The organism is Aliihoeflea sp. (genome assembly GCF_052435475.1).
In the GTDB taxonomy this organism is placed as follows: domain Bacteria; phylum Pseudomonadota; class Alphaproteobacteria; order Rhizobiales; family Rhizobiaceae; genus Aliihoeflea.
In genome coordinates this window covers 81,261-106,150 of sequence record NZ_JBQVMV010000003.1, presented here as the reverse complement: position 1 = coordinate 106,150, position 24,890 = coordinate 81,261, and the positions used below count along the sequence as shown (strand labels likewise).

Here is a 24,890-nt window from a genome sequence, read left to right as displayed (position 1 = left end):
GATGAAAGACCTTCTCGGCATGATGGGCAAGGCCCGCGAGATGCAGGCCAAGTTCCAGCAGATGCAGGAAGAACTGGCCAATGTCGAAGCGTCCGGCCAGTCCGCGGGCGGGCTTGTCCAGGTCACGCTTGCCGGCAAGTTCGAGATGAAGTCGCTCAAGATCGACCCCTCGCTCTTTAAGGAAGACGACGTCGAGATTCTCGAGGATTTGATCCTCGCCGCGCACAACGACGCCAAGACCAAGGTCGAGGCGATCATGCAGCAAAAGACGCAGGAACTGACCGCCGGCCTGCCGATCCCGCCCGGCATGAAGCTGCCCTTCTAGGTTGCGACTAACGCGTTAATAACCATTCGGGCGATAGGATCGGGCATATCCGGTTTTGATCGCGGAGCTCCGGCACAGGCGCGTTTGTTGGCGCACCTGCCCCTTTTTTGCCGCAAATCACCCTTTCAAAATCATCGACGAAACGGCGGGGGCCGTTCGGAGAGGTTTGTAACGTGTTCTTTCGGCTCCCGGCCGCGGCCTGCGCGGTCGCCCTTTCGCTTGTTGTTTCCGCCTGCACGTCCAGCAGCGACTTTCTCGACGACGTGGTGACGTCCTCGGTCAAGCCCGTCGCGGCAACGGCCAGCAATCGCGACTGCATGGCGCGCGCGATGTTCTTCGAATCGCACCGATCGAGCCGCGAGGGCCTTGTCGCCGTCGGCACGGTGGTGATGAACCGGGTCAATTCGGGCGAGTATCCGAACACGATCTGCGGTGTCGTCGGCCAGAAGAACCAGTTCGCGCCCGGCGTGATGACGCGCAAGATGAATTCCAAGGCGATGCCGGACGTGATGGCCGCCGCCGATGCGGTGCTTGCCGGCGAGCGCCACCCGATGGTGCAGAACGCCAAGTTCTTCCACACGGCCGGTCTGAACTTCCCCTATCCCAACATGCACTACGTGCTGAAGGCCGGCGGCAACGCGTTCTACGAGAAGCGCGGACGCGAGGAGCGCGCCGCAAACGGCGTCCGCCCGCAGTCGCAGCTTGCCGCCGCCGGCCGCATCGAGGGCAAGCAGGCGCGCGTCCAGGTCGCCGCCGCGCCGCAGCCCCAGCCGCAGGCCGAGCGCTTCGGCACGCCGCAACCGGCGCCGGCCGTCCCGCAGATGGAAACTGCCGAAGCGGCAGCCCCGACGAACACGGCCTCCGAGGCACTCTCTTTCGCCGTCGACCAGACCAAGGCGGATGCGATCGGCGCCCTGATCCTCGACCAGACGCGGACCGGCTCGACCAACTGAGTTCGACCTACACATCGGCCGGTTTCGGCGTTAAACCGGAGCCATGTCGAAGAGAATCGCCGGCCCCGAAATCGAACGTCTGGTCCAGCTCCTGGCCAAGGTGCCGGGGCTCGGGCCGCGCTCGGCGCGGCGCGCGGCGCTGCATCTCATCAAGAAGAAGGAACAGCTCTTCGTCCCGCTCACCGCCGCCATGGGCGAAGCGGTGGAAAAGGTGCGCGTCTGTTCCACCTGCGGCAATGTCGATACGTCCGACCCCTGCACGATCTGCACAGACCCGCGCCGCGAGGATGCGACGCTGATCGTCGTCGAGGACGTCGCGGACCTCTGGGCGCTGGAACGCGCGGCGGCCATGAACGTGCGCTACCACGTCCTCGGCGGCACGCTCTCGCCGCTCGACGGCGTCGGGCCGGACGACCTCAACATCAAGACGCTGATCGCGCGCGTCGCGTCGGGCGTGGTGTCGGAGGTGATCCTCGCCGTCAACGCGACCGTCGAGGGCCAGACGACCGCGCATTATATCACCGACCAGTTGTCGAGCTTCGAGGTCAAGGTCACGCGGCTGGCGCACGGCGTGCCGGTCGGGGGCGAGCTCGACTATCTCGACGAGGGAACGCTGACGGCGGCGCTGAAATCGCGCACGGCGTTTTGACGGAGGACCGATGAAAAGCCGCGCTCTACGTTGCCCCCCTCTGTCCTGCCGGACATCTCCCCCGCAAGGGGGGAGATCACGCTGTGTCGATGACGAGACTAATCTCCCTCCATGCGGGGGAGATGTCCGGCAGGACAGAGGGGGGCGCCATAGAGCGCTGGCTTTCCTGATCTTGCTCCTCCTCCTCCCCCTCCCCGCTCTCGCCCAATCCATCGACCAGCAGTTCCGCACCTGGCTCCAGAACGACCTCTGGCCCGAAGCCTCCCGCGCCGGCGTTTCGCAATCGACCTTCGACACCGCCTTCGCCAATGTCGGCCCCAATCTCGACCTGCCCGACCTCGTCATGCCCGGCCAGGCCGTGCAGACGCCGCAGCGCCAGCATCAGGCGGAGTTCGGCTCGCCCGGCAACTACTTCGCCGAGAATATCGTCTCCAGCGTCACCGCAGGCGGGCGCCAGCGGGCGGGCTATCTTTCGGGTGTCCTCAAGGACCTCGAAACGCGCTACGGCGTGCCGCGCGGCATCCTTCTCGCCGTCTGGGGGCGCGAGAGCGGGTTCGGGACGGCGCGCATCCCGCACAACGCGTTTCAAGTGCTCGGCACCAAGGCATTCATGGCGACGCGCAAGGAGATGTTCCGCGCCGAGGTCATCGCCGCGCTGTTGATGGTCGAGCGCGGCCATGCGCGCGTTGGCGACATGAAATCGTCCTGGGCCGGCGCGCTCGGCCAGCCGCAATTCCTGCCGACCTCCTATCTCGAACATGCCGTCGGCCACGCCGGCGGTCGCGCGGACATATGGAACTCCGAGGCGGACACGCTCGCCTCGATCGCCAACTATCTCGCCCATTTCGGCTGGGTGCGCAGGCGCGACTGGGGCTTCGAGGTCAACGTTCCGGCAAGCGTCTCCTGCGCGCTCGAAGGTCCGGACCGGGGGCGCCCAATCGCCGAATGGGCGTCGATGGGCGTCACACGCGTCTCTGGCCGGCCCTTCCCCGAGCACGAGCAGCGCGGCGAAGGCTTCCTCATGATGCCAGCCGGCCGCTCCGGCCCCGCCTTCCTCGTCACCCCGAATTTCTACGTCATCAAGGAATACAACGAGAGCGACCTCTATGCGCTCTTCGTCGGCCACGCAGGCGACCGCATCACCTATGGCGACAGCCGCTTTTCAGGCGCGTGGGGCAATGTCGGCGGGCTGATGCGATCCGACGTCGCGGCGATGCAGCGCGGGCTGCAGGCGCTAGGCTACGACACTGGCGGCGCCGACGGCTTAGCTGGATTTCGCACCCGCCGTTCGATTGGGGAATGGCAGCAGAAAGCAGGTCAGGCGCCGACCTGTTTCCCCGACGGTTCGATCGTGCGCGCGCTGCGATGATTTTTTTATCGGCGGCGGGAACCACAACGCGTCCAGCGTCTTGAAGCATTCGGGACGGGTCTGTTTTGGAGTGAACTCATGAAATTCGAATTTTCCGGATTGAAGACCGGGTTGCTGGCAGTCGTCGGCGCCGGTCTGCTGGCCTCGTGCGTCGTCGTCGAGGAAGGCCCGCGGCCCCTGCCGCCGCGCCCCGGCCCCGAGCCGATCTGCACGCAGCAATACGATCCCGTCTGCGGCGAGCGCGGGCGTGACCAGCAGACCTTCCCCAATTCCTGCGTGGCGCGCGCCGAAGGCTATCGCATCGCCTATGGCGGCGAATGCCGTCGCGGCGGCGGCTCGAACTGGGATCGTCCGGGACGTCCGGGCGGTGGCGCGGGCTGGGATCGTCCGGGCCGGCCGGGCCCCGATCGGCCGCAGTTCTGCACGCGCGAATATGCCCCGGTCTGCGCCGTGCAAGGCAACCGCCAGCAGACATTCGGCAACGGCTGCGAGGCGGAGGCTGCCGGCTGGCGCATTCGCCGCGGCGGCGAATGCTGATCTGAACAGGAAAAAGGCCGGCGCGATGCCGGCCTTTTTCTTTGCTATTCGGCGGCCGCGCTCATCGCGGCCAGTCCTTGGACCTCCGCCAGTATCTGGAAAGAACGCACCCGCGCCGCGTGATCGTGGATCTGTGCGGTCACCATCAATTCGTCCGCGCCGGTACGCGCGATGAAGGCGTCGAGCCCTTGGTCGATCCGCTGCGGCGAGCCGACGATGGCGCAGGTCAGTGCCTGGTCGAGCATCGCCTTCGCCATCGGATCGATCTGCTGCTCGAACCCTTCGACGGGCTTCGGCAGCTTGCCGGGGCGACCGGAGCGCAGATTGACGAAAGCCTGCTGCAGCGACGAAAACAGATAGCGCGCCTCCTCGTCGCTCGGCGCCGCGACGACGTTCAGCCCCGCCATGACATAAGGCTTGTCGAGATATTCCGACGGCTCGAAACGCGTCCGATAGACTTCCAGCGCATGGTCGAGTTCGGCCGGGGCGAAATGCGAGGCGAAGGCGTAGGGCAGGCCGAGAGCGGCCGCGAGCTGCGCGCCGTAAAGGCTCGACCCAAGAACCCACACCGGCACGTTCGTCCCCTCGCCCGGTACCGCGCGCACGCGCTGGGTGGGCTCGGCAGGCTTGAAATAGGCGAGCAGTTCGAGGACGTCGTTCGGGAACTGGTTGACGTCTCCCGAAAGAGAGCGACGCAGCGCGTGGGCGGTCAACTGGTCGGTGCCGGGCGCGCGGCCAAGCCCGAGATCGATGCGTCCGGGATAGAGCGAAGCCAGCGTACCGAACTGCTCGGCGATGACGAGCGGCGCATGGTTCGGCAGCATGATGCCGCCGGCGCCGACGCGGATGCGCGACGTGCCGCCCGCGACGTGGCCGATGACCACGGACGTCGCGGCGCTTGCGATCCCCGGCATGTTGTGGTGCTCGGCAAGCCAGTAGCGATTGTAGCCGAGCCGGTCGGCGTTTCGTGCCAGGTCGAGCGTGTTGGCAAGCGCCTCGGCGGTCGTCGCGCCGTCCGGCACGGGGGAAAGGTCGAGTACGGAAAGGAGGGTCATCGCATCATCCGGTCATTTTCACTGCCCGGATATAGGGAAGCCGTTCGCCGCTCGCCAACTCACGGCGTGACGTGCTGCGCCTCTTCCTTGCTTTCTTCCTCTTCCTCGGCCGTCTGCTGGGCCGAGAGGAAATTGCCGACATGGCTCAGACTCTCGAAATGGTCGCAGAAGACCTTGATGACGACCAGCAGCGGCACGGCAATCAGCGCGCCGACGAAGCCCCAAAGCCACGACCAGAACGCGACCGCGATGAAGATCGCGACCGCGTTGATCTCCAGCCGGCGGCCGACGATCAGCGGGTTGATGAAATTGCCTTCGAGGATATTGCACATCAGGACGAAGGCGGGCGGCACCAGCGCGTAGGCGAGACTGTCGAACGAGACGATCGACAGGACGGCGACGAGGATGATGGTGATCGCCGCGCCGACATAGGGCAGGAAATTCAGGAGGCCCGCCGCCACGCCGAAAACGAACGGCATCGGCATGCCCAAGGCCCAAAGGCCCGTGCCGACGGCGATGCCGAGGCAGGTGTTGATGGCGGCCACGGTGAGCAGATAGCGCGAGATTTCGCGCTCGACGTCATAGACGACGCGCAGCGCACGCTTCTTCTCGCTCAGTTTGGTGAAGGACTGGACGATCTTCTCGTAGAACATCGTCCCCGAAGCGAGCAGGAACAGCGACAGGACGAAGGTGATCGCCGCCGTCGTCGAGCCGGAAAGCAGATTGCCGGCCGCGCGCGAGACGATGCCTGGCTGCGAGACGACGACGCGCTGGACATCCGGCTCCGAGGTGGTTTCGGCCGCCTCGTCCACCTGCCGCGACACTTCCATGAAGCGCTCGAACGGGCGGCGCACTTCCTCAAGCCGTTCGGTCAGCCGGCGGCCGATGGCCGGCGCGTCGTTGACGAGTTCCACCACCGGCCCGGACAGGAAGTAGCCAGTCGTTCCGATCGCTGCCATCGACATGAAGACCAAAAGCGTTGCCGACAGCGCTTCGGGAACGCGGCGCTTGCGCAGGAAGCGCACGATGGGCGTCAGCATCAGCGCCAGCAGGAAGGCAAGGACGATCGGCATGAAGAAATCGCGCGCGAAATAAAGCGCATAGACGACCGCGAACAGGAAAAGGCCGAGCATGAACGTGCGAATGAGACGCAGGTCCCGATCGCGCGCAGGAACGGGCTCGGGCGGCACGGACGGCCCCGCTGGATCGAATTCGCTTTTCATGACCGTTCCCCGGACTGCCATCCGCGAGTGCCGGCGGCAATCGGGCGGATTGAGGCTGAAACGCGGCGCCCGGCCTTTCGTTCCGGCCTTTAGAAGGGGTCAGAAGATGTTCTGCTGGGAAATCTGGATGCCGGCAGGCCCGAGGATGACGGCGAAGAGAACCGGCAGGAAGAACAGGATCATCGGTACGGTCAGCTTTGGCGGCAGGGCCGCCGCCTTCTTCTCGGCCGCAGTCATCCGCGCCTCGCGGCTTTCGGCCGAAAGCACGCGCAAAGCGTGGGCGACGGGCGTGCCGTAACGCTCGGCCTGGATCAGCGCCTGAGAGACGGAACGGACGGTTTCGAGACCGGTGCGGCTCGCCAGGTTTTCGTAGGCCTGCTTGCGCTCCGGCAGGAACGAAAGCTCGGCGTTGGTCAGCACCAGTTCCTCGGCGAGCTCGACCGATTGCGAGCCGATTTCCTCGGCCACCTTGCGAAAGGCCGCCTCGACCGAGATGCCGGATTCCACGCAGATCAGCATCAGGTCCAGCGCATCGGGCCAAGCGCGCTGGATCGATTGCTTGCGCTTGGTCGCCTTGTTGGAAACGTAGAGGACGGGGACGTAGAAGCCGGCATAGGCCGCGATGATGCAGATGACGCCGCGGATCAGATCGGGCTGATCGGCGAAGGCGCCCATGCCGAAGACGTAGACGAGCGCGGCGGCCAGGAAGACGAAGGGCAGGACGAGGCGGAAGAACAGGAACTTCGTCAGCGGATTCTGGCCGCGATAACCGGCCATGCGCAACTTGGCGACCGTCGCATCGTCGGCGAGCGCGCGGCGCAAGTCGAGCTTTTCGACGATGGACCTCATGCCCACCGATTCCTGCTCGCGAAGCCCCTTGCGCCGGCGCTCCGCCTCACTTGCGAGCCGTACCTTCTGCTGCGCGCGCAACTGGTCGCGCTCCAGCGCCACGGCCTTCATGCGTGTCTTCAGCGGATTGCCCGAAAGCGCCGGCAAGGCCGTGAACAGCGTAGCGAACACCGCCACCGAGACGAGAACCGCCAGGAGGAAGCTGGGATCGGTAACGATGCCGACGACTGAGCCTGTCATGACCGGTTCCTAGAAATCGAAGTTCATCATCTTGCGCATCACGAGCAGGCCCATGGCCATCCAGATGCCTGAGATGAGAAGGATGAGATGGCCCGTGCTGGTGGTGAAAAGCGGCATGATGTAGCCGGGGCTCGACAGGTAGACGAGGATCGCGACCACGATTGGCAGCGCGCCGATGATCACGGCGGATGCCTTGGCTTCCATGGACAGGGCGTCGATCTTGGCCTTCATCTTTTTGCGGTCGCGCAGCACCTTGGACAGATTGCCGATCGCTTCCGACAGATTACCACCGGCCTGGCTCTGGATCTGGATGACGATGCCGAAGAAGCTCGCTTCCGCCGCCGGCATGGATTCTGGCATCCGCATCACCGCTTCGGGGAGTGACAGGCCGAGTTGCTGATGCTCGACGACGCGTTTGAACTCGCTCTTGACGGGCTCCGGCGATTCACCTGCGATCATGCGCACGGCATCGTTGAGAGGCAGGCCGGACTTCACCGCGCGAACGATCACGTCGAGCGCGTTCGGGAATTCATTGAGGAACGCCTTGACGCGCCGCGCCCGCTTGAAGGTGACGAACCAGCGCGGCAGGCCAAGACCACCCGCGATCATCGCGCCGGCGGCCAGCAGCAGCGGCGCGCCCAGGAACACGAACAGCACGAAGGTCACGAGGCCGGCGGCGACCGAGACTATGTAGAACTGGCGCATCGACATGGTGAGGCCGGCCTGGCGGATCTGCACCTTCAGCGGCGGCTTGTGCCGGCCCTGCCCGCGCGCCTTCTGCTTTTCCTCGAGGTCCTTCAGCGTGTCCTGCACCGATTTGCGGCGCTTGGCGGCCTCGGCCACGCGGTCGCGCGAGGCGCGGACGATGTTGCGGTCGGCCTCGGCATTGCGGACCGTCTCGAAGCGCCGCTCGATGGTGCGTTCGCTCTGCACGCGCGAAAACAGCAGTCCGTAGGCGAGCGCCCCGGCGCTGACCGTTGCGAGCGCGATGAAGAGCAGCAGGTTCATGTCCATCGCGCGTTCCCCGTCCGGCCGGTCACGACTGAACTTCCATCGCTTCGAGTGCTGCGGCCAGACGCGCCTCCTCGCCATAGTAGCGTGCACGGTCCCAGAAGCCGGGACGGCCGACGCCGCTGGAGACGTGGTTGCCGATCAGGCGGCCATTGGCGTCTTCGCCCTTGATCTCGTAGGTCATCAGATCCTGCGTGATGATGACGTCGCCTTCCATCCCGATCACCTCGGTGATGTGGGTGATGCGGCGCGAGCCGTCGCGCAGGCGCGCGGCCTGGATGATGACGTCGATCGAGCCGACGATGATCTCGCGCACCGTCTTCTGCGGCAGCGTGAAGCCGCCCATGGCGATCATCGATTCCATGCGGTTCAGGCATTCGCGCGGATTGTTGGCGTGGATGGTGCCCATCGAGCCGTCGTGACCGGTGTTCATCGCCTGCAAGAGATCGAACACTTCGGGTCCGCGCACTTCGCCGACGATGATGCGCTCGGGACGCATGCGCAAGCAGTTCTTGACGAGATCGCGCATGGTGATCTCGCCTTCGCCTTCAAGATTGGCAGGGCGGGTTTCGAGGCGCACGACATGCGGCTGCTGAAGCTGCAGCTCGGCCGAATCCTCGCAGGTGATGACGCGCTCCTCGCGGTCGACATAGTTGGTCAGGCAGTTGAGGAGCGTCGTCTTGCCCGAGCCGGTGCCGCCGGAAATGATGACGTTGCAGCGCACCCGGCCGATGACCTTCAACACCTCCGCGCCTTCCGGCGAGATCGAGCCGAACTTGACGAGCTGGTCGAGCGTCAGCTTGTCTTTTTTGAACTTGCGGATGGTGAGCGCGGTGCCGTCGATGGCGAGCGGCGGCGCGATGACGTTGACGCGCGAGCCGTCGGGCAGGCGCGCGTCGCAGATCGGCGAGGATTCGTCGACGCGGCGGCCGACCTGGCTGACGATGCGCTGGCAGATGTTCAGGAGCTGCTGGTTGTCGCGAAAGCGGATCTGCGTCTGCTCGACACGGCCGGCGACTTCGATGAAGACCTGCCTTGCGCCGTTGACCATGATGTCGGCGATGTCGTCGCGCGCCAGAAGCGGCTCCAGCGGGCCGTAGCCGAGGACGTCGTTGCAGATGTCCTCAAGCAGTTCCTCCTGCTCGGAGATCGACATCGCGAAATTCTTGATCGCGATGATGTCGTTGACGATGTCGCGGATTTCCTCGCGCGCGGCGTCCGGCTCAAGCTTGGCGAGCTGCGACAGATCGATCGTGTCGATGAGGGCGGAGAAGACCTGGCTCTTGGTGTCGTAATAGGCTTCCGAACGAGGCCGGGCCTGCGTTGCGACGCGTTTCGGCTCAGGCGCCAGCGGGGGCGTCGGATCGACCGCGCGCTTGGGCGCGGCGGAGCTTTCCGGCCCGCGCTCCACCGGACGTTCGTCAAGCGTCAGCGATTCGGAGACGGGCGCCGCGGGGGCGGGCCTGAATTCCGGAGTGTTGCGGCTTCCGCCTTCGTTTCCACGCTTGCCAAACATCGCTATGCCTGTCGTCCCCCGGCCCCGCCATCGGTGCCCAAGATGGATTTCTGCCGTCGATCGGCAGCGCTCACGCGCTCTTCTTCTTCATCTTCAGGCGGCCCAGCAGATCGCCGATGCCGGCCTTCCTTTTCGATTTCATCTCGCTGCGCCCCGTCAGCACATGCGCCATCTCGTGCACGATCTTGACGATGGCGTGCTGCGCGTCCGTCTCGCCCAGCATCCGGCCATTGTTTGCCGCATTGCCGAAGAGCAGCGGCTCGAACGGGATGACGGCCAGCGGCATGACGCCGAGCGGCTCGGAGAAATCGTCCGGGGAAATCTCCGGCCGCTTCGGCACGCCGGCCTGATTGATGATCAGCTTGGGCGGCGCATCGTTCGGACGCAGCTTGCGCAGCATGTCGATCAGGTTCTTCGTGTTGCGCAGATTGGCGAGTTCGGGCGTCGCCGTGATCACGATCTCGTCGGCCTGGGCCAGCGTCTGCCGGGTCCACCCGGTCCACACATGGGGAACGTCGAGGATCACGGTCGGCGCGCTGCGCTGCGCGGTCTCGATCAGCGATGCGAACGCGTCCGCGTCGAAATCATAGATCCGGTCGAGCGTCGAAGGCGCGGCCAAGAGCGACAGGCGCTCGGCGCACTGGGCCAGCAGGCGGTCGAGATAGACCTCGTCGATGCGCTCGGGCGAGAACACCGCCTCGGCAATGCCCTGTGCGGGGTCCTGGTCGAAATTGATGTTGGCGGTGCCGAAGGCGAGGTCCATGTCGGCCACGACCACTTCCGACTGGAACAGCGTCGACAGCGTCCAGGCGACGTTGTGCGCGATGGTCGAGGAACCGACACCGCCCTTGGCGCCGATGAAGGCGATGGAGCGGCCGATCGGCTCGGCATCGGGATCGACGAAGATCTTGGCAATGTCGGCGACGATGTCGGCCATCGAAATCGGCGCGACGATGTATTCGGAGATGCCGAAGCGGATCAGTTCGCGGTAGAGCGAGACGTCGTTGTGATGGCCGATCACCACCACCTTGCTCGCGGGGTCGCAGACTTCGGCCAGCTTCTCGAGCCTGCCGATCAGGTTTCGCGGTTCGTCGCGCGATTCGATGATGATCAGGTTGGGCGTCGGCGCCGTGTGATAGAACTCGATCGCCGTCTGGATGCCGCCCATGTGAACCTTCACATGCGCCTTGGCCATCCGGCGATCCTCGGCGGCGCGCTCGATCGGCTGCGCCACGCCGTCTGTTTCGCAGAAGGCCTGGATCGAGATGCGCGGAACGGGCCGCAGCGCCTGCATCGCGGCGGCATCTGGCACGACGGCGTCGTTCGGATCGGTGGTGTAGGCCAGGTTCGTCATGTTGTTGCCCCCACGCTGTCCTTAGTAGTTGATCTCGGACGTGCCGATGAATTCCGGCGCGACTTGGCGGCGCTGATACTGGTCGATGGCGTTCGAGCGGTTCTGTGCATCGATCGGCGTCGTCTCGCGCGGCGTCAGGAGATCGGCCGGGTTTGCGATCTGGGCCGCGAGGTTGTTCTGGTAAGAACAGCCGAAATTCGCCCAGTGCTTGTTGTCGACCCGCGCCAGCATGTCCTCCGGCCAGCGGCCGCAATTGGAGGCGACCTGCGCGCGCATGTTGGCGTAGGTGATGCGGATCGGGGCGGAGGCGTCGGCGGGTGCCTGATAGTGCTGCTGGACGACGCGGTTCTGTGGCACGCCGGCCTTGTGCAGATGGCTGGCGAACTGTGCGGCGATGCGCGATGCAGCCGCCGAGTTGGCCGAACCGTAGGGGACCATCAGATGGACCATGGGCGCGGCCTTGCCGTCGTAGCGCGACATGAAACCGGTCAGCGCCGTGCGCTGCACGCGCGTCATCTGATAGTCGTTGAGACCGACCGGGATGTCGATCTTCTCCTGCTTTTCCGCGATGACGATCGGGTGGTTGGTCCGGTAGTCGTCCGGGATCGCGCCGACCACGATGCTGTCGCGCTGCGTGCAGCCGGCGGCGAAGGCGGCCGAACCGACGAGCGCGAGGGCGATCAGGAAGCGGGAATTCCGGTTGGTTTTCTGGGCAGACATCGTTCGGTCCCCGCTCACTTGTAGATGAACCCGACCACGCCGTGGTAGCGGCCGGCGGGCCGATCGGTCTTCATGGTTCCGTAGACGCGGTTGACGCGGCCAAGGAAGTTGCCCGCACCTTCAGAGGTGGGGTTGAAATTGTCGGTCGGAGCGGCGAGCTCGTTGCGGGCCACCGGCCGCGCCAGATAGGGCGTGACGATGATGACGAGCTCGGTCTCGTTGCGCTCGAAGGCCCGGCTGCGGAAGAGCGCGCCGAGGATGGGCACCCGCGAAAGACCAGGCAGGCCGTTGATCGACTGACGCACGTCGTCGCGGACAAGTCCGGCGATCATCATCGAGCCGCCCGAGGGAAGTTCGACCGTGGTGTCCGCCAAGCGCTTGCGGATGGAGACGATGTTCATCCCCTGCAAATTGCCGCCCTGGTTTCTGCGCGATGCTCCTTCGAAGAGAACCGACCCTTCGGTCGTCGGCTCGGAAACCTGAGTGCGCAGCTTCAGGCTGATGCGGCCGGGCGACAGGACGGTCGGCTGGAATTCCAGGCCGATACCGTACTCGACCTGCTCGACCTCGTAGGTCAGCGCGCCGTCATCGTCCTGATCACGGTCCCGGACCATGTTGAACTCGCCGCCGACGCGGAAGGTGGCTTTCTCTCCGGAGACGGCCGTCAGCGTCGGCTCGGCGAGGGTCTTCATGACCCCCGACTGTTCCATCGCATTGAAATAGGCGTCGAGCGCCGAGCCCCCGATCCCGAAACCGCTGTTCGAAAGCGGCTTCCCAAGACCCATCGAGCTTTCATTAATCATCGACCAGTTGATACCGTTCGACCCGCTGCCGACCATGTTCACGCCCAACTGGCGCATGACGGACCGACTGACCTCGGCGATCGTCACCTTCAGCGTGACCTGATCCTCGCCGACGATCGACAGCATGTTGACGATCTGAGAGACGCGGCGTTCGTTGTCAGGATTGTTGATGTCGACGCCGCCCGTCGCGGCGCCGCCGGCGGCGGTCTGCGCGAACTGGCCTGTGGTCGCTTCACCGCCAGAGACGAAGAGCTGAGCGATCTGTTCGGCGCGCTTGGCGTCGAGCGGCGTATCCACCGTTCCCGACAGAACGACGTTGTCGTTGATGAGTTCGACCTTGATCGCCGAGTTCGGCAAATAGCGCTTCAAATGGTCCTCGAGACCTGCCACGTCGCGCTCGATCGAGAGGTCGAGGCTGACGATCTGCTCGCCATTGGCGCCGAAGACGAAGATGTTGGTCTCGCCGACCTGCTTGCCGAACAGATAGATCCGTCGCGACGTGCGCGTCACCGCGTCGGCAACGGCCGGATTGGCGACGAGAATGTCGTAGGCATCCGCCGGCAGGTCGATGACGATCGACTTGTTGAGGCCGAGCTTGACGCGCTGGTTCGCGGCCTGCGACGCGATCCGCACCTGCGCGCTCGCGCCCGCCGGATCGGCAAGGATCATGACGCCGGCCAGCGGCGCCGCCAGTGCAACGGCTGCGGCGGTGCCGATCAACGCTGTCTTGAAGGTGCGGATCATTGGCGGCCCCCTACTTCGGACACCTGTCCGGACTTGATCAATCGAATGGCACCGCGGTGCCCGCTGCCCGACAGAAGGTGATCGGCCTGATCGGTGACGACTTCCTGCGTGTCGACGACGGACCGCAGCGCCAGGCTCAGCCGATCCGCCATCTGCTGGGCGACCGTGATGATTTCCGCCTGCTCGGGCGAAAGCTCCAGCGTCGCCGTTTCGCCCACCTTCACCCTGCGACCTTCCTCGTCCTCCTGGATCGCCTGGTCGATCGCGAGAACGCGGATGTTGCGCAGCACGGTTTCGGTCGAATAGCTCTCCGTGCCCGAACTGTTGGTCTGGCGGCGGGTCATGATGACGTCGACATAGTCGTTCGGAAGGATGAAGCCGCCAGCCGACGTGTCGGCCGAAATCTGCGTCGCGACCGCCCGCTTGCCGGACGGCAGGATCGACGACATAAAGCTCTGGCCCTCGCCGATCAGCTTGGAGCGACGCAGCGGCTCGCCTGCATAGATCGGAACGCGCGCGATCGCGGTCTGCAGTTCCTCCAGCGCATTCGGGTCGGTGTCGCGGCGGATGAAGTAGTCATAGACGTTGCTCGACGGCCAGGACTGCCAGCTCAGTTGCTGGCCGAGCTCGCCGCCCATCGGCACGTCACCGCTGAGAACGAGCACCTCCGTCAGCGCGATGGCGGGCTCGGACGGGCCGGAATCGACGAAGACCTGTTCGGGCGGCGTGGACGCCATGTTCCTGGCAATCATGCCAGCCCCCGCGGCGGCCACGACCGCAACGCCAAGGATGATCACTCTGGATGGAGCCATGTCTGCGCCCTTTACCCGACAGTTCCTCTAAGCCAGGGCAGACCTTGCAACATCAATCGTCAAATTAAGGTTAACGGCTCGCTTACACTTATGCTTAACAAGCGGTTGACGGCATTTTACCTGGTCAAGGCCTGCACGGCCCAGACGCCGAGCGGGGAGCTTGGAAAAACCATCAGTCCCGCCGCGCCGAGCGCCACGCCATACGGGATTCCCACGCGCCGGTCGGCGAACTTGCGCAGCAAGAGGAAATTGCCCGTGACGTCCGAGATCGGCGAGTTGCGATAGACGAGGATGGCCAGCGTCAGCATCCCGCCCCAGATCGCGCCGAGAACGGCATATTCTGCGAGCGGTGTCCCGATCCCCATCCACAGCGCCGTTGCCGCCAGAAGCTTGGCATCGCCGCCGCCCATCGTGCCCAGCGCGAAAAGCCCGAACGTGACCGCCAGCACCGCCATCGCCGCCAGCACGTGAAATCCGATCGCCGCCAGCGGCATTCCGGTCAGCGGGGCGACGATGAGGAAGGTCGCGACGAGGAGAACCGACACGCGATTGGCGATCGTCATCGTGATCATGTCCGAAATGGCGGCATAGACCATGCAGAACGGAAAAATGACCAGGATCAGGGCTTCGATCATGACGGGTCCTCGACACAAAGGCCAAATCTAGACATGTCGCGCTTAAGCATTGGTGAAATCGGTCGTCCGCTTTCAAGCAATCCGCGTCTCCTGGAGCGATTAACCGGCAATTCACCATTCCGCTTCATCTTGTGCGGATTGCCGAACAGGAGAGCCCAAACGTGGCGCGGTCGACAAAATCCATTCGATTCTTCGCAGGCCTGACGCTGCTGGTTGCGACCTCGGTCCTCGCGGCGCCGGCATTCGCCGAAGCGGGCATCAGCGTCCTCGTGAACCAGGCCAAGATCGTCAAGCTGGCGCGCAACGCCGACACGATCATCGTCGGCAATCCGGAAATCGCCGACGCCTCGGTCCAGGACGCCTCGACGCTGGTCCTGACGGGCAAGGGTTTCGGCGTCACCAATCTCGTCGTGCTCGACGCCGAAGGCCGGCCGATCGTGGACGAGCAGGTGACGGTCTCGCGCCAGTCGGTGAACTCGGTCCGTATCTACCGCCGCGCCGCCGTTCAGACGCTGTCCTGCACGCCGGTCTGCGAAGCGGCCTATGTCACGGATGCCGAAGCCATGTCCGACACGACGATCGGCGCACCCTGAACGCGACGTTAATTCTTTCCAGCGCATCCTAGCGACCGCCACAACCTCAATTCAACGCGCGTGCGATAGCCTCGATCGTGGAGTTGAACAGGCGGGACCCTGAAGAATGACGACACATGCCTCCGTCAAGACGCGCGCCGGCCGCAAGGGGCTGCTGCGCGCATTTGCCCGGCAACGCGACGGCAGCACCGCGATCGAGTTCTCGATCCTCGTCATCCCTTTCGCCCTTCTCGTCTTCGCCATCCTGGAAAGCTGCATTTCCTTTGCGGCGCAGCAAGTGATGACCAACGCGACGGATGACGTCGCGCGGCTCTACCGCACCGGGCAATTGCGGGCTGGTGCGGGGCCGGCACCCAATCAACTCACGCATGACCAGCTTCGCGACCGGATATGCGAGCGGATGGAGATTCTCGTCTCCGCGGGCTGCCCCGGCCTGGCCGTCGATCTGCAGACATTCACCACCTTTGCCCAAGCGGCGGCCTTGCGCACGCCCTACAGCAATGGCGATCTCGACGACACCGGCTTCGGTGCTAACTCGGGCGGCGCGACGTCGAAGAACGTGCTGCGCGTCTATTACCGCTGGCCGATCATCACCGACATGATGCGCCTGTCCATGTCGACCATCAATGGCGGGAAGGTTCTCCATTTCGCCTCGGTGACGTGGCAGAACGAACCCTATGCGGAGTGAGGCGAAGCCGATGATGCAGGCCTTGGGTAATTCCGCCAGACGCTTCCGAACCGACCGCCGCGGCGCGGCCGCCATCGAATTCGCCTTCATCGCCCCGATCCTGCTGGTCCTCTACTTCATGACCATGGAGGTCTCGCAGGCCATCGAGACCAACAAGAAGGTGGGCCGGATCGCGTCCATGGTGGGTGATCTGGTCGCCCAGCAGCCAAAGGTGGGAACAACGGATCTCGACAACATTCTCGACATCGGCGCGGCCATCATCCAGCCCTATGGACGCTCGCGCCCGACGATTATCATCGAGCATATCGAGGTCGAGGCCGGCAATGCCAATCCGAAGGCATTTGTCCGCTGGTCGCGCAAGATCGAGGGCGCCAACAAGTCCGAGGCGGTGGCCAAGAATACCGAAACGCTGGTTCCCGAGCAGTTGCGCGTCGGCGACACCCACCTCGTGCGGGTGACGACACAGCTTGGCTACAAGCCCGTCATTGCGTGGACGGCCGAACAGAAGACCGCGCTCGGGCTGGCATCGGCCTTCAGCACTCTGAACATGAGCGAGCAGTATTATCTGCGCCCGCGCATGTCGCTCAAAGTAGCCTGCGACAATTGCTGATCAGGCGCCGGCCGAGATGAATTGCAACGGTGGCGGCATCGGCCTATCTGTCGCGAAACGTCCGACAGAAGGATCGATAGATGCGGCGCGCCTTCCTCTTCGTGCTGGATTCCTTCGGCATCGGCCATGCGCCGGATGCCGACAAGTTCGGTGATGCCGGCTCCGATACGCTCGGCCATATCGCGGAACGCTGCGCGCGCGGCGAGGCCGACAGGCCGGGCCTGCGCGAGGGGCCGCTCGATCTGCCGCACCTGACACGGCTCGGTCTGTTCCATGCGGCCGACCTCGCCGCGGGCCGCAATCAGGCCGCGACGCAGGTGTCGGGCTTCTTCGGCTCGGCGCAGGAGGTTTCGAGCGGCAAGGACACGCCGTCCGGCCATTGGGAGATGACGGGCGTTCCCGTCGCGTTCGACTGGGGCTACTTCCCCGAGGAAGGCCCGGCCTTTTCCGACGAACTCGTCGCCGCGGTCATCGCCGAGAGTAAGGTTCCGGGCATCCTCGGCAATTGCCACGCCTCGGGCACCGACATAATCGCGCGCCATGGCGAAGAGCATATCCGCACCGGCAAGCCGATCTGCTACACCTCGGCCGACAGCGTCTTCCAGATCGCCGCGCACGAGACCCATTTCGGGCTCGACCGGCTCTACGCGCTCTGCGAGACCGTGCGGCGTCTTCTCGATCCGCTCAATATCGGCCGGGTCATCGCCCGACCTTTCGTCGGCGAGACGGCCGCGACGTTCAAGCGGACGGCCAACCGCCGCGACTATGCCGTGCCGCCCCCCGAGCCGACGCTGATGGACCGCGTGATCGCGGGCGGCGGGCGCTCGCTCGCGGTCGGCAAGATCGGCGACATCTTCGCCCATCGCGGCATTTCGCATCTGCGCAAGGCGCCGGACAACATGGCGATGTTCGACCGTGCGCTCGAGGCGATGGCCGATGCGCAGGATGGCGATCTCGTCTTCGCCAATTTCGTCGATTTCGATACGCTGTTCGGCCACCAGCGCGATGTAGCCGGCTACGCAGCGGCGCTCGAGGCTTTCGACCGCCGGCTGCCCGAGGCACTCGAACGGCTCCGCTCCGGCGACCTCCTGATCCTCACTGCCGATCATGGCTGCGACCCGACCTTCCGGGGCACCGACCACACGCGCGAGCAGGTTCCCGTCATAGGCACTGGGCCGGGGCTCGGCACCGGCTCCGTCGGCGTTCGCAAAAGCTTCGCCGATATCGGCGAGACGATCGCGGAGCATCTGCGCCTTGCGCCCGGAGCGCACGGCCGGTCCTTCTACGGCGACATCGCCGCCAATGCCTGAGCTGCCCGAAGTCGAGACCGTCCGGCGCGGCCTTGCCCCCATCATGGAGGAGGCGACCATCGTCGCGGTCGAGCAGCGCCGACCGGATTTGCGCTTCCCCTTTCCGCACGACTTCGCAGCACGGCTTCAGGGCCGGCGCATCGTCTCCGTCGGGCGGCGGGCGAAGTTTCTCGTCATCCATCTCGACACCGATCCGGTGCTGATCGCGCATCTGGGCATGTCGGGCTCGTTCCGCATCCATGACGGCACGAGCGAGGAGATGCCGGGCGACTTTCACCACGAACGCTCCAAGCTCGCTGCGCACGATCATGTCGTCCTTCACCTGGAACGAGACGGCAGGACGCATCGCGTCGTCTACAACGACCCGCGCCGCTTCGGCTTCATGGTCTTCGCCGAGGCCGGCAGTCTCGACGCACATCCCTTTCTCGCCTCACTCGGGATCGAACCCACCGGAAACGCCCTCGACGGCGCGGTGCTGGCTGCGCTCCTCGCCGGTCGTCGCGCGCCGCTCAAGGCCGCGCTTCTCGACCAGAAGCTGATCGCCGGGCTCGGCAACATCTATGTCTGCGAGGCGCTCTGGCGAGCCGGTCTGTCGCCGAAGCGGCTCGCCGGGACGGTGTCGGGCCAGCGCGCCGCGCGCTTGGCGGACGCCATTCGCGCCGTCATCGCTGACGCGATCGCCGCCGGCGGCTCGACCCTTCGCGACCACCAGTTGACCGATGGCTCGCTCGGCTATTTCCAGCACTCCTTCAGCGTCTACGACCGCGAGGGCGAGGCCTGCCGGCGCGAGGGATGCGGAGGAATCGTCAAAAGGGTTGTGCAGTCGGGCCGCTCCACCTTCTATTGCTCCGCCTGCCAGCGTTAGCTATCCCATAGCCATTCGAATTGTCGGCGTTCAGGAGGAAAACTTGGCCTACGAAACCATTCTCGTCGAAACCCGCGGCCGCGTCGGTCTCATCACGCTGAACCGCCCCAAGGCGCTCAACGCGCTGAACTCCGAAGTGCTCAAGGACGTGGTCGCCGCAGCCGAGGCGTTCGAGGCCGATCCCAAGATCGGCGCGATCGTGCTGACCGGCTCCGAAAAGGCGTTCGCGGCAGGCGCGGACATCAAGGAGATGCACTCGAAGTCCTATATCGACATGTATATGGAGGACTTCTTTTCCGGCTGGGATGCGTTCACCCGTATCCGCAAGCCGATCATCGCGGCCGTTTCCGGCTATGCGCTGGGCGGCGGCAGCGAACTCGCCATGATGTGCGACTTCATCATCGCCGGCGACAATGCCAAATTCGGCCAGCCCGAGATCACGCTCGGCGTCATGCCCGGCATGGGCGGCTCGCAGCGCCTCACCCGCTTCGTCGGCAAGTCCAAGGCAATGGACATGTGCCTCACCGGCCGGATGATGGACGCTGCCGAGGCCGAGCGCGCCGGCCTCGTTTCCCGCGTCGTGCCGGCAGGCGAACTGATCGAGGAGGCCATCAAGGCCGCATCCAAGATCGCCGAATTCTCGCTGCCCGCCGTGATGATGACCAAGGAAGCGGTCAATCGGTCCTACGAGACGTTTCTGGGCGAAGGCCTGCGTTTCGAACGCCGCGTCTTCCACGCCATGTTCTCGCTCGACGACCAGAAGGAGGGCATGGCCGCCTTCTCCGAAAAGCGATCGGCGAATTTCCGCAATCGATAGGCCGGTTAGGCGTTGACGCATGGGGGGATGTTCGACTATAAGCCCCCACGACTGAGGCAGCTTGCGGGCTGCCCCAATTGTTTTTGCGCCCGGCTTCTGCTCGTTCGGCGCGTCCACGCAAAAGAACTGAAGAGAGGCATTCGATGGCCAATACGTCTTCGGCCAAAAAGGCAACGCGCAAGATCGCTGCCCGCACGGCTGTTAACAAGAACCGCCGCTCGCGTGTTCGCACCTTCCTGCGCAAGGTCGAGGAAGCTCTTCTGTCCGGCGACAAGACCGCCGCGCAGGAAGCCTTCCGCGCCGCCCAGCCGGAACTGATGCGCGCCGCATCCAAGGGCGTGTTCCACAAGAACACCGCCTCGCGCAAGGTCTCGCGCCTCGCCAACCGCGTGAAGGCTCTCGAAGCCTGAACCGACAGCGATCTGCATTCAGAAAAACCCGGCCTCGAGCCGGGTTTTTTTGTGCCCGATCGCCGGCATCCCCTGCCCTTGGGGAACGCAAATGTCATCGATTGCAACAACTTGCCGACGAAAGAATCAGCGGCATTCGCGATCCTTCCCCATCGTTATGCACAGGCATCGGGCCGTCATGTTTTTCTGTTGAAAATCAATAGATTAGACGGGGTGTCTTGGAGCCGCTCAAATGAGGGCCTCACCCCGCGAAGAGGTCGGTGAGTCAAGCTGCGATTCGGAAAATTTTTTGGAGCCCACAACCAAAATCCTTCGCCTGGCAAAAAGGTTTTGAATCAAAACGGTTTATGCGCCGGCGACAGACGTCGGAGGGCTGACAGGGGGCGCGAACGGGGCCGCAGAAATGAAGAATCCGTTACGCCGGTCTTGCCTGTCCGCCACCGGCTTTTGTAATGTCCCTCCTGTTGAGAGGGGCAGGGAAAACCTGCGGATTTAAGCCAAATCCGGCATGTCGGGCAACGTGGAAGCGATTCCGCGCACGCTATCGGCTTGATCGCTTTCAAGACATTGCAAATCGAAACGCCGTCGCGTCCGACGGCCCTGCCGCGCCGGCTCCGCGCCGGACGGACAACTATTGCCCTGAGGGGGGCTGACGAAGCGCGCGACGATCGCACGCCGCGCGAGCACGAGGATCGATGGACCCGGCAGCGACCGGGACCGAGCGGAAACGAACGAGGAAGCGGCAGGCGTCTCGACGAGGAGATGCGCCATGCCGCTCGCACAACAGGGACACTCATCATGCAAAGCGGCGTCGAAGCGGGTGCGCGGGCAAGCACCTCCTTTTCGAAGATCAAGATCGAGGGACAACAACAGATGGATGGCGACAGCACGGCGGGGGCCGGAGCGACGTTCGAACGCGTGACCGCACAGTTGAAGGCGCGACTTGGCAATGATGTCTATTCGAGCTGGTTCGGCCGGATGCAGGTCGCCGAAGCCTCGCGTGGCATCGTGCGCCTCTCGGTGCCGACCGCCTTCCTGCGCCAGTGGATCAACGGGCACTATCGCGACCTGATTGGCGAATTGTGGAAGCAGTCGGACCCGTCCGTGCTCAAGGTCGAGATCGTGGTGCGCAGCGCCACGCGTCCGGTCAAGGGCCTGGAAGACGAAGATGCGCAGGCGACGAAGGCCCGTGCGCTCCCGAGCGCCACCGTCATGCAGATGCCGGTCCGAACGGGCGCCCCGGCCGGACAGCCTGCCCGCTCGAACGGCAACGAGCCCTTCGTGCAGCGCCAGTCCGTTCTCGGCTCGCCGCTCGACAGCCGCTACACCTTCGCATCCTTCGTCGACGGCCCGTCGAACCGCGTGGCTTTCGCCGCAGCGCGTGCCGTCGCCGAGAGCGCGTCGAACGCGGTGCGTTTCAACCCGCTGTTCCTCCATGCTTCGGTCGGCCTCGGCAAGACGCACCTTCTTCAGGCGATCGCGGCCGAGGCGCTGCAGCGCCGTCCGCAGTCGCGCGTCGTGTACCTCACGGCCGAATACTTCATGTGGCGCTTCGCCACCGCGATCCGCGACAACAATGCGCTGACCTTCAAGGAACAGCTTCGTGACATCGACCTTCTGATCATCGACGACATGCAGTTCCTGCAGGGCAAGTCGATCCAGCACGAGTTCTGCCATCTCATCAACACGCTGCTCGACAGCGCGCGCCAGGTCGTCGTCGCCGCGGACCGGCCGCCATCCGAGCTGGAATCGCTCGAGCCGCGCGTGCGCTCGCGCCTCAATGGCGGCGTCGCGCTCGAAATGGCGACGCCGGACTTCTCGATGCGGCTTTCCATGCTGCAGCAGCGTCTTGCCTCCGCCTCCGCCGAAGATCCGTCGATCGCGATCGCCGACGGCATTCTGGAACATGTCGCCCAGACCGTGACCGGCTCGGGCCGTGAGCTCGAAGGCGCGTTCAACCAGCTTCTGTTCCGCCAATCCTTCGAGCCGCAACTGTCGGTCGACCGGATCGACGAACTGCTCGGCCACATGTACCGCTCGGGCGAGCCCAAGCGCGTGCGCATCGAGGACATCCAGCGCATCGTCGCGCGCCACTACAACGTGTCGAAGACGGAACTTCTGTCCAACCGGCGCACCCGCACCATCGTCAAGCCGCGCCAGATCGCCATGTATCTCGCCAAGATCATGACGCCGCGCTCGCTGCCGGAGATCGGCCGGCGCTTCGGCGGGCGCGATCACACGACGGTCCTGCACGCTGTGCGCAAGATCGAGGGAATATCGGAGGGCGACACGAAAATGGCGCAGGAGCTCGAACTTCTGAAGCGGCTGATCTCCGATCAGGCCTGACCGGCGCCGGGCATAGACTATCCACGCTTTTGACAGGGTTCCGGGCCGCCATTTTCGGCCCGGACTTGCGTTTTCGCCGGATTTCCTGTCAGTCTGCCCACCCGTTTCCGGCGCCGTTCCGGCCGCCAGGAAGCCCTGCCATCAAGTCCTTCGCGAGTATAATCGGTCATGCGCGTCATCCTCGAACGGTCGAACCTCCTCAAGTCGCTCAACCATGTTCACCGGGTGGTCGAGCGGCGCAACACGATCCCGATCCTGTCGAACGTGCTGCTCGGCGCCGACGGCGAAAGCCTGTCCCTGAAGGCGACCGACCTCGACCTCGAAGTGACCGAGGCGACGCCTGCCCGCGTGGAACAGGCCGGCGCGACCACCGTTCCGGCCCACCTCCTCTACGACATCGTGCGCAAATTGTCGGATGGGTCGGAGGTCATGCTCAAGCTGGATGAGAGCGGCAATGCCATGTCGGTCGTCTCCGGCCGCTCGTCCTTCCGCCTCCAGTGCCTGCCGCAGTCGGATTTCCCGGAACTGACCGCCGGCTCCTTCACCCACCGCTTCCAGATGCCCGCAGAGGCGCTGAAGCGGCTGATCGACAAGACGCAGTTCGCGATCTCGACCGAGGAGACGCGCTACTATCTCAATGGCATCTATCTCCACGCCATCGAGGCGGACGGGCGCCTTCGCCTGCGCTCGGTCGCGACCGACGGCCACCGCCTGGCACGCGCCGAGACAGAAGCGCCCTCGGGCTGCGAGGGCATGCCGGGCATCATCATCCCGCGCAAGACGGTGTCGGAGCTGCAAAAGCTTGTCGACCAGCCCGACCTCCAGGTCTCCGTCGAGCTGTCGGATACCAAGATCCGCTTCACGATCGGCTCCATCGTGCTGACCTCGAAGCTGATCGACGGCACCTTCCCCGACTACCAGCGCGTCATCCCAACCGGCAACGACAAGAAGCTGCTGATCGACCGTCAAAGTTTCGCGCAGGCCGTCGACCGCGTCTCGACCGTCTCGTCCGAGCGCGGCCGCGCCGTGAAGCTGTCGATCGGAGACGGCATGGTGACGCTCGCCGTCAACAATCCGGATTCGGGCAGCGCGACGGAAGAAGTCGCCGCCGACTATGCCGCCGACCCGATCGAGATCGGCTTCAACGCCAAGTACCTTCTCGACGTCGCCGCGCAATTGTCGGGCGGCGAGGCGCAGTTCATGCTCGCAGATGCCGGCTCGCCGACGCTCATCCAGGACGGATCGGATGCCGATACGCTCTACGTCCTGATGCCGATGCGCGTCTGATCGCCGGACACGGAGCTTGGCCGACCAAACCGCAATCCGTAAGCTAACGCTTACGAACTTCCGGAACTACGGCCAGTTGTCGCTGTCGCTCGAGCGCGGCCCCGTCGTGCTGACCGGCGACAACGGCGCCGGCAAGACCAACCTCCTCGAAGCCATCTCATTCCTCACGCCCGGCCGCGGCCTGCGCCGTGCCCCGCATGAGGAGATCGCGACCGCCTCGGCCACTGCCGGCTTTGCCATCAATGCAAAGGTCGAGGGGCCGTTCGGCGAGGCGTCGATCGGCACCGGCACGCTTTCCGACCAGCCCGGCATGGTCGAGCCCGCGCGCCGCGTCCGCATCAACGGCGTGCCGGCAAAATCCGCCGACGACCTTCTCGAATGGCTGCGCATAATCTGGCTCGTCCCGTCGATGGACGCGCTTTTCAACGGCCCGGCCGGCGATCGCCGCCGTTTTCTCGACCGGCTGGTCCTTGCCATCGACCCGCAGCATGGCCGGCGCGCGCTCGACTATGAAAAGGCGATGCGCGGGCGCAACCGGCTCCTTGCCGAGGGCAGCCGCGACGACCGCTGGTTCGACGCCATCGAAACGCAGATGGCCGAGACCGGAACCGCCATCGCATCGGCGCGCATGGAACTCGTCGGCCTCCTCGCCGGCATGGTCGAAAAGCTGCCCGATGACGGCCCGTTCCCGAAATCCGACATCGCCCTAGACGGTGTGATCGAGGCGTTGGTCGGCACCGCCCCCGCCGTCGACATCGAGACGGCTTTCATCACCCGCCTCGCCGACAACCGCGCGCGCGACCGCGCGGCCGGGCGCACGCTCGAAGGTCCGCACCGCTCGGACCTGACCGTCACGCACCGGCCCAAAGCGATGCCCGCCGCGCTGTGTTCGACCGGCGAGCAGAAGGCGCTTTTGACCGGCATCGTGCTCTCGCAGGCCCGCCTCGTCGCCGAGATGACCGGCGCGACGCCCGTCCTGCTCCTCGACGAGATCGCGGCCCATCTCGACCCCGGCCGTCGCGCCGCGCTCTTCTCGATCCTCATCGACCTCGACTGCCAGGCCTTCCTGACCGGAACCGATGCGGCGCTGTTCTCCAGCCTCGAAGGCCGCGCGCAATTCCTGGATGTGAAGACCGGCACAGTCTCGCCGCGATGACAAGCGGCCCTCC

25 protein-coding genes are annotated in these 24,890 nt (G+C 64.9%); 15 read left to right on the top strand and 10 right to left on the bottom strand.

What is annotated here, in order from left to right; genetic code table 11:
- The first annotated feature begins 1 nt into the window (after position 1).
- The 5 genes from ACT6QU_RS06060 to ACT6QU_RS06040 all read left to right on the top strand — a co-directional run bounded on the left by ACT6QU_RS06060 (position 2) and on the right by ACT6QU_RS06040 (position 3,833).
- Positions 2-325, top strand: coding sequence for a YbaB/EbfC family nucleoid-associated protein (locus tag ACT6QU_RS06060; protein WP_444563408.1), 324 nt, complete (start codon positions 2-4; stop codon positions 323-325).
- A gap of 173 nt (positions 326-498) precedes the next feature.
- A complete protein-coding gene (locus tag ACT6QU_RS06055; protein WP_444563409.1) occupies positions 499-1,278 on the top strand; it encodes a cell wall hydrolase in 780 nt (259 codons plus the stop codon).
- 43 nt (positions 1,279-1,321) lie between these two features.
- Positions 1,322-1,927 carry a recombination mediator RecR gene (gene recR / locus ACT6QU_RS06050; RefSeq protein ID WP_444563410.1) on the top strand — a complete coding sequence of 202 codons (606 nt, stop codon included), beginning with the start codon at positions 1,322-1,324 and terminating at the stop codon, positions 1,925-1,927.
- Positions 1,928-2,099: 172 nt separating this feature from the next.
- Positions 2,100-3,296 carry a lytic murein transglycosylase gene (locus ACT6QU_RS06045; protein WP_444563411.1) on the top strand — a complete coding sequence of 399 codons (1,197 nt, stop codon included), beginning with the start codon at positions 2,100-2,102 and terminating at the stop codon, positions 3,294-3,296.
- Between the two features lie 78 nt (positions 3,297-3,374).
- Positions 3,375-3,833 carry a Kazal-type serine protease inhibitor family protein gene (locus ACT6QU_RS06040; RefSeq protein WP_444563412.1) on the top strand — a complete coding sequence of 153 codons (459 nt, stop codon included), beginning with the start codon at positions 3,375-3,377 and terminating at the stop codon, positions 3,831-3,833.
- 44 nt (positions 3,834-3,877) lie between these two features.
- On the opposite strand, the gene ACT6QU_RS06035 is transcribed toward ACT6QU_RS06040, so the two are convergent.
- The 10 genes from ACT6QU_RS06035 to ACT6QU_RS05990 form a co-directional block, all read right to left on the bottom strand.
- Positions 3,878-4,888: an LLM class flavin-dependent oxidoreductase gene (locus ACT6QU_RS06035; protein WP_444563413.1), complete on the bottom strand. Its 1,011-nt coding sequence runs from the start codon at positions 4,886-4,888 to the stop codon at positions 3,878-3,880.
- Positions 4,889-4,947: 59 nt separating this feature from the next.
- Complete coding sequence (locus ACT6QU_RS06030; RefSeq protein WP_444563414.1) at positions 4,948-6,111, bottom strand: AI-2E family transporter; 1,164 nt, start codon at positions 6,109-6,111, stop codon at positions 4,948-4,950.
- Positions 6,112-6,210: 99 nt separating this feature from the next.
- The gene (locus ACT6QU_RS06025) at positions 6,211-7,200 is read right to left on the bottom strand and encodes a type II secretion system F family protein (RefSeq protein ID WP_444563415.1); all 990 of its coding nucleotides are present in this window, start codon (positions 7,198-7,200) and stop codon (positions 6,211-6,213) included.
- Between the two features lie 9 nt (positions 7,201-7,209).
- A complete protein-coding gene (locus tag ACT6QU_RS06020; protein WP_444563416.1) occupies positions 7,210-8,214 on the bottom strand; it encodes a type II secretion system F family protein in 1,005 nt (334 codons plus the stop codon).
- A gap of 22 nt (positions 8,215-8,236) precedes the next feature.
- Positions 8,237-9,727 carry a CpaF family protein gene (locus tag ACT6QU_RS06015; protein WP_024586704.1) on the bottom strand — a complete coding sequence of 497 codons (1,491 nt, stop codon included), beginning with the start codon at positions 9,725-9,727 and terminating at the stop codon, positions 8,237-8,239.
- 70 nt (positions 9,728-9,797) lie between these two features.
- Complete coding sequence (locus ACT6QU_RS06010; RefSeq protein ID WP_444563417.1) at positions 9,798-11,081, bottom strand: AAA family ATPase; 1,284 nt, start codon at positions 11,079-11,081, stop codon at positions 9,798-9,800.
- Between the two features lie 21 nt (positions 11,082-11,102).
- Entirely contained in the window at positions 11,103-11,801 is a 699-nt protein-coding gene (locus tag ACT6QU_RS06005; RefSeq protein ID WP_444563418.1) for a CpaD family pilus assembly protein, read from the bottom strand.
- A 14-nt stretch (positions 11,802-11,815) separates the two neighbouring features.
- Positions 11,816-13,348: a type II and III secretion system protein family protein gene (locus tag ACT6QU_RS06000; protein ID WP_444563419.1), complete on the bottom strand. Its 1,533-nt coding sequence runs from the start codon at positions 13,346-13,348 to the stop codon at positions 11,816-11,818.
- Complete coding sequence (cpaB, locus tag ACT6QU_RS05995) at positions 13,345-14,160, bottom strand: Flp pilus assembly protein CpaB (RefSeq protein ID WP_444563420.1); 816 nt, start codon at positions 14,158-14,160, stop codon at positions 13,345-13,347. The genes ACT6QU_RS06000 and cpaB overlap by 4 nt, the downstream gene beginning before the upstream one ends.
- 116 nt (positions 14,161-14,276) lie before the next feature.
- Entirely contained in the window at positions 14,277-14,795 is a 519-nt protein-coding gene (locus ACT6QU_RS05990) for an A24 family peptidase (RefSeq protein WP_444563421.1), read from the bottom strand.
- Between the two features lie 161 nt (positions 14,796-14,956).
- Between ACT6QU_RS05990 and ACT6QU_RS05985 the strand changes: the two genes are divergently transcribed.
- The 10 genes from ACT6QU_RS05985 (at position 14,957) to recF (ending at position 24,877) form a co-directional block, all read left to right on the top strand.
- Positions 14,957-15,388 carry a pilus assembly protein N-terminal domain-containing protein gene (locus tag ACT6QU_RS05985; RefSeq protein ID WP_444563422.1) on the top strand — a complete coding sequence of 144 codons (432 nt, stop codon included), beginning with the start codon at positions 14,957-14,959 and terminating at the stop codon, positions 15,386-15,388.
- Positions 15,389-15,494: 106 nt separating this feature from the next.
- Entirely contained in the window at positions 15,495-16,076 is a 582-nt protein-coding gene (locus ACT6QU_RS05980) for a TadE/TadG family type IV pilus assembly protein (RefSeq protein WP_444563423.1), read from the top strand.
- Between the two features lie 10 nt (positions 16,077-16,086).
- Positions 16,087-16,686, top strand: coding sequence for a TadE/TadG family type IV pilus assembly protein (locus ACT6QU_RS05975; RefSeq protein WP_444563424.1), 600 nt, complete (start codon positions 16,087-16,089; stop codon positions 16,684-16,686).
- 80 nt (positions 16,687-16,766) lie between these two features.
- Positions 16,767-17,996: a phosphopentomutase gene (locus tag ACT6QU_RS05970; RefSeq protein ID WP_444563425.1), complete on the top strand. Its 1,230-nt coding sequence runs from the start codon at positions 16,767-16,769 to the stop codon at positions 17,994-17,996.
- Positions 17,989-18,861 carry a bifunctional DNA-formamidopyrimidine glycosylase/DNA-(apurinic or apyrimidinic site) lyase gene (gene mutM / locus ACT6QU_RS05965; RefSeq protein WP_444563426.1) on the top strand — a complete coding sequence of 291 codons (873 nt, stop codon included), beginning with the start codon at positions 17,989-17,991 and terminating at the stop codon, positions 18,859-18,861. The genes ACT6QU_RS05970 and mutM overlap by 8 nt, the downstream gene beginning before the upstream one ends.
- Before the next feature lie 43 nt (positions 18,862-18,904).
- Entirely contained in the window at positions 18,905-19,678 is a 774-nt protein-coding gene (locus ACT6QU_RS05960) for an enoyl-CoA hydratase (protein ID WP_444836567.1), read from the top strand.
- Between the two features lie 143 nt (positions 19,679-19,821).
- Complete coding sequence (gene rpsT, locus ACT6QU_RS05955) at positions 19,822-20,088, top strand: 30S ribosomal protein S20 (protein WP_444836566.1); 267 nt, start codon at positions 19,822-19,824, stop codon at positions 20,086-20,088.
- A gap of 798 nt (positions 20,089-20,886) precedes the next feature.
- Complete coding sequence (gene dnaA, locus ACT6QU_RS05950; protein ID WP_024586717.1) at positions 20,887-22,434, top strand: chromosomal replication initiator protein DnaA; 1,548 nt, start codon at positions 20,887-20,889, stop codon at positions 22,432-22,434.
- 168 nt (positions 22,435-22,602) lie between these two features.
- A complete protein-coding gene (gene dnaN, locus ACT6QU_RS05945; RefSeq protein ID WP_444836565.1) occupies positions 22,603-23,721 on the top strand; it encodes a DNA polymerase III subunit beta in 1,119 nt (372 codons plus the stop codon).
- 16 nt (positions 23,722-23,737) lie between these two features.
- Complete coding sequence (gene recF / locus ACT6QU_RS05940; RefSeq protein ID WP_444836564.1) at positions 23,738-24,877, top strand: DNA replication/repair protein RecF; 1,140 nt, start codon at positions 23,738-23,740, stop codon at positions 24,875-24,877.
- Positions 24,878-24,890 lie beyond the last annotated feature (13 nt).